General features: G+C 71.4%; 4 protein-coding genes. All 4 read right to left on the bottom strand.

What is annotated here, in order from left to right; translation table 11 throughout:
• The coding region (locus HC022_RS19090) for an XdhC family protein (RefSeq protein WP_303049082.1) at nucleotides 1–154 on the bottom strand (154 nt) is incomplete at its 3' end.
• Nucleotides 144–2,591 (bottom strand): xanthine dehydrogenase molybdopterin binding subunit, encoded by a 2,448-nt coding sequence (locus tag HC022_RS19085; RefSeq protein WP_167453474.1) that lies wholly within the window; start codon nucleotides 2,589–2,591, stop codon nucleotides 144–146. The genes HC022_RS19090 and HC022_RS19085, both read right to left, overlap by 11 nt.
• Nucleotides 2,588–3,970: a xanthine dehydrogenase small subunit gene (gene xdhA, locus HC022_RS19080; protein WP_167453473.1), complete on the bottom strand. Its 1,383-nt coding sequence runs from the start codon at nucleotides 3,968–3,970 to the stop codon at nucleotides 2,588–2,590. Before xdhA ends, HC022_RS19085 begins: the two co-directional genes overlap by 4 nt.
• 202 nt (nucleotides 3,971–4,172) lie before the next feature.
• The coding region (locus tag HC022_RS19075) for an alpha/beta hydrolase (RefSeq protein ID WP_217704063.1) at nucleotides 4,173–4,869 on the bottom strand (697 nt) is incomplete at its 5' end.

Genomic DNA, 4,869 nt, shown 5'->3' with positions numbered 1-4,869 from the left:
TGCCCGACTGGCAGGTCCGGCCGTCCTCGGACCAGACCAGCATCGACGTGCCGACCTCGCGCGGGGCCGAGCCAGCGACCTCGGCCACGACGACGCGCACCACCCGGCCGTGCCGGACGACGGCCGCGCGCAGGGCAGCGACGTCAAACCCCATCCTGCACCTTCCGGATCGCCATCAGCAGCCGCTCGGGCGTCGCCGGCGCATCGAGCTCGGGATAGGCCTCGCCGCAGGCGGCGACCGCGTCCGAGAGCGCGAGGAAGGCCGAGATCCCCAGCATGAACGGCGGCTCGCCCACCGCCTTGGAGCGGTAGATCGTCTCCTCGGCGTTGCGCCCGTCCCAGAGAGCCACGTTGAAGACTTCGGGCCGGTCGGAACAGGCGGGGATCTTGTAGGTCGAGGGCGCATGGGTGCGCAGCCGCCCCTTGTCGTCCCAGACCAGCTCCTCGGTGGTCAGCCAGCCCGCGCCCTGCACGTAGCCGCCCTCGATCTGGCCGATGTCGAGCGCCGGGTTCAGCGAGGCGCCGCAATCGTGGAGGATGTCGGTGCGCAGGATGCGATATTCGCCGGTCAGCGTGTCGAGCACCACCTCGGTGCAGGCGGCCCCATAGGCGAAGTAGAAGAACGGCCGCCCCTGCCCGCGGATGCGGTCCCAGTCGACCTTGGGCGTCTTGTAGAACCCGGTGGCCGACAGGCTGACGCGCCCCTCGTAGCAGAGCTTGGCCGCGTCCTCGAAGCTGAGCCGCTCGTCGCCCACCTGCACGGCGCCGTCGGCAAAGACCACCTCCGACGGTTTCGCCTGGTAGAGCCCGGCCAGGTGCTCGGCCATGCGCCCGCGCAGCGTGTCGCAGGCGGCCTGCACCGCCATGCCGTTGAGGTCCGACCCGGACGAGGCCGCGGTGGCCGAGGTGTTGGGCACCTGGGCGGTGATGCGCACCCGCTCGAGCGGGATGCCGAACCGCGCCGCCGCCACCTGCGCCACCTTCTGGAACAGCCCCTGCCCCATCTCGGTGCCGCCATGGTTCAGCGCCACCGACCCGTCCTGGTAGACATGTACCAGCGCCCCCGCCTGGTTGAGATGGGTGAGCGTGAAGGAGATCCCGAACTTCACCGGCGTCAGCGCGAGGCCGCGCTTCAGCAGAGGCGTCTCGGCGTTCCACGCCGCCACCGCCTCGCGCCGCGCCGCGTAATCGCAGCTCTCCGCCAGCCTGTCGGTCAGCGCCCCGAGGATGAAATCCTCCACCGGCTGACCGTAGTGGGTGCTCTGCACCCCCGCGGGCGCCACCGGGGGATCGCCCGGCACCACCGCCCCCTCTGCCCCGCGCGAGGTCAGATCCTCGTCCGCGGCAGCCCCCTTCCAGTGGCCGGAAATATCCTCGGGGGGACGCGCCGCAGGCGCGCGGGGGGCAGACAGCCCCCCGTCCGGCCCCTCCGCGGGCCCGTCGCCCGCCATGTCGGCGTAGTAGTTCACCCGTCGCACCTCGAGCGGATCGCGGCCCAGCGCATGGGCCACATGATCGAGCACCCGCTCGATCCCCAGCATCCCCTGGGGGCCGCCGAAGCCGCGATAGGCCGTCGCGCTCTGGGTGTTGGTCCTGAGCCTGTGGCTCTCGACCCGCAAGCTGGGGACGTCATAGGCGTTGTCCGAATGCAGCATCGCCCGGTCCGCCACCGGCAGCGACAGGTCCTGCGCCCAGCCGCAGCGGGTGTAATGCACGAAATCCACCGCCAGCAGCCGCCCGGTCTCGTCGAAGCCCGCCTCGTAGGTGATGCGGAAATCGTGGCGCTTGCCGGTGATCGTCATGTCATCGTCGCGGTCGTAGCGCATCTTGGCCGGCCGCCCGGTCGCGTCCGCCGCCACCGCACAGGCCACCGCCAGCGCATTGCCCTGGCTTTCCTTGCCACCGAAGCCGCCGCCCATGCGCCGGGTCTCGACCCGCACCGCGTGCATGGGCTTGTGCAGCGCGTGGGCCACCTTGTGCTGGATCTCGGTCGGGTGCTGGGTCGAGCTGTGCACCAGCAGGTCGCCGTTCTCCTGCGGGAAGACCAGCGCCGCCTGTCCCTCGAGGTAGAAATGCTCCTGCCCGCCCATCTCGAGCGTGCCGGTCACCACATGCGGCGCCGTCTCCATCGCCCGGGCGGCGTCGCCCTTCTCCCAGATCCGGGGGCCTTCCTCGAAACGCGCATCCGCCGCCATCGCCTCGTCGACGGTGAACACCGGATCGCGCTCCTGGTAGCGGATCACCGCCTTGCGCACCGCCTTGCGCGCGGCCAGATGCGAGGTCGCGGCGACAAGGAACACCGGCTGGCCCACGTAATGCACCGTGGCGCCCGAGAGCATCGGCTCGTCGCCCAGCGAGGGCGAGCAGTCGCAGGCCGAGGGCAGGTCCTTCGCCTCCCAGACCCGCACCACCCCCGGCGCCCGGCGCACCTCGGAAAGGTCGATCTCCGAGATCCGTCCCGCGGCGATCTCCGACAGGCCGAAGGCAAGGTGCAGGCAGCCCGGCGGCACCGGGATGTCGTCGATGTAGCGCGCGCGGCCCGTGACGTGCAGCGGGGCCGCGTCATGCGGCAGGGGTTTCGCGACGCTCATGCCCGCACCCTCCGCACGTCAGTGGCCGCGCCCAGATCCTCGAGCAGGTAGCGCGTCAGCATGTTGCGCGCCGCCGCCATCCGGTATTCCGACGACGCCCGCATGTCCGACATCGGCGCGAAATCCTCCTCCCACGCCTCCCATGCCGCGACCCCCGCCTGGTCGGTCCACGGCTTGCCGGTCAGCGCCGCCTCGACCGCCGCGGCGCGCTTGGGGGTGCCCGCCATGCCGCCGAAGGCGATGCGCGCCTCCGCGACCCGGCCCTCGTCGATCCGCACCGAGAAGGCGCCGCAGACCGCCGAGATGTCCTGATCGAAGCGTTTCGACAGCTTGTAGACCCGCAGCCGGTCGTCCTGCCGGGGGATGGTGACGCCTTCGACGAACTCGCCCGGGTAGCGGTCCTGCTTGCCGTATTCGAGGAAGAAATTCTCAAGCGCCATCTCGCGCCGCGTGTCGCGGTAACGCAGGTGCAGCCGCGCGCCCAGCGCGATCAGCGGCGGCGGGTTGTCCCCGATCGGCGAGCCGTTGGCGATGTTGCCGCCGATGGTCGCCGCCGCCCGCACCTGCGCCGAGCCGTAGCGGCGCAGCATCTCGGCGTAGCTCGGGAAATGGTCGCGCATCAGGTCGAGCACCCGGTCCATGGTGACGCCGGCGCCGATGCGGATTTCGTCCCCGGTGACCTCGATCTCCTGCAGGTCGCGGCAGCGGTTGAGGAAGATCACCTCGGGCAGCTCGCGCAGCTGCTTGGTGACCCAGAGCCCCACGTCCGTCGCCCCCGCGACCAGCGTCGCCGAGGGGTGCCGGGCAGCCAGCTCGGCCAGTTCGTCGGCGGTCTCGGGGGCGTGCGCCGTCATGTCGGTCGAGGACAGCTTGCCCGCCACGTCCGGCAGCGCGCCCTCGTCCATCCACGCCGGCACCGGCTCGGATGCTGCGGCCTCGGCGGCGCGCACGATGGGCGCGTAGCCGGTGCAGCGGCAGAGATTGCCCGCCAGCGCATCGTCATAGCAACTGTCGCCGGTCGTGTGGGCCCTGGCCATCGAGACCACGAAGCCCGGCGTGCAGAAGCCGCATTGCGAGCCGTGGTATTCGACCATTGCCTGCTGCACCGGGTGCAGGCTGCCGTCGGGCCCGGCGATGCCTTCCACCGTGCGCAGCGCCTTGCCGTGCAGCTGCGGCAGGAAGAGGATGCAGGCGTTGACCGCGCGCACGCCCTGCCCGTCGGTCACCATGACGGTGCAGGCGCCGCAGTCGCCCTCGTTGCAGCCTTCCTTGGTGCCGGTCAGCCCGCGCTCTTCGCGCAGCCAGTCGAGCGCGGTCCGCGTGGGCGACACCCCGCGCAGATCCACTCTTTCCCCGTTCAGAAGAAAGGAGATGTCCATGTGTAATGACCCGCCGCCTTACCCTTGTCCGGTTCTTGCGCGCCCCCGATGCGGCGTAGAAGGCGCGCGGACTTTCCCTGTTTCCTGCCAAGGCTAGGGGCGTGCTCGACGGCTTTGCAAGAGGAAAATGCCTATCGGACAGGCACACGCCCGGTTTCCGGTCGAGAAGCAGGCAGAGCCGATCGGCGCCGCCCTGGACGGCCTATCGGGACGCGTCCGCTTCGGGCTCGGCCGCAACGAAGGCCGTGATCTCGGCAATCGCGGGCGCCATGGCGATGATGCCGTTGTGGTCGCCCTCGTCGAAGATCGCCGCCCGCGCCGCCGGCCAGACCCCGGGCAGCGCCTCGACCTCGGAGACCGGCGCGGCGTAGTCGTCGCGGGCATGGACGACGAGGCAGGCCTCGCGCCGGTGCTCCGCCATCGGCCGCCACGGGGTCTCGAGCGCATAGGGCGCGCCCGCGCGGCTCACCTCCTGCACGAAGGCGTCGAGGCAGCGGCCGCCGATGCCGTACTGGGTGCCGCCGTAGCGCACCAGCCGTGCCACCTCGAGCGGGGCCGAGACCAGCACCACCCGCGCGCAACCGAGCCCGCCATCGAGCGCGAAGAGCAGTCCGCTGGCGCCGACGCAATGGGCGATGACCGCATCGTAGGGCCCCTGCTCCTGCGCGGCGCGGGTGATCGCCGCGACGATCCCGGCCATCGAGCAATGGCCCTGGCCCGGCTTCAGGTGGCCGGGGAGGATCAGCGCATCGACCTCGGCACCGTCCTGCCGCAGCGCGCGGATCAGGCGGGCGAACTGCCGGACGTGCCCCTCGTGGCCATGGACCAGCAGCACCCGGCGCGCGACGGTCTCGCCAAACCGCACGGGGCGCCGGATCCCGGGATCCCCGCCCAGTGGG

This window comes from Salipiger sp. HF18, assembly GCF_011806505.1.
Lineage (GTDB): Bacteria > Pseudomonadota > Alphaproteobacteria > Rhodobacterales > Rhodobacteraceae > Salipiger > Salipiger thiooxidans.
This window is presented reverse-complemented; position numbering and strand designations above follow the sequence as displayed.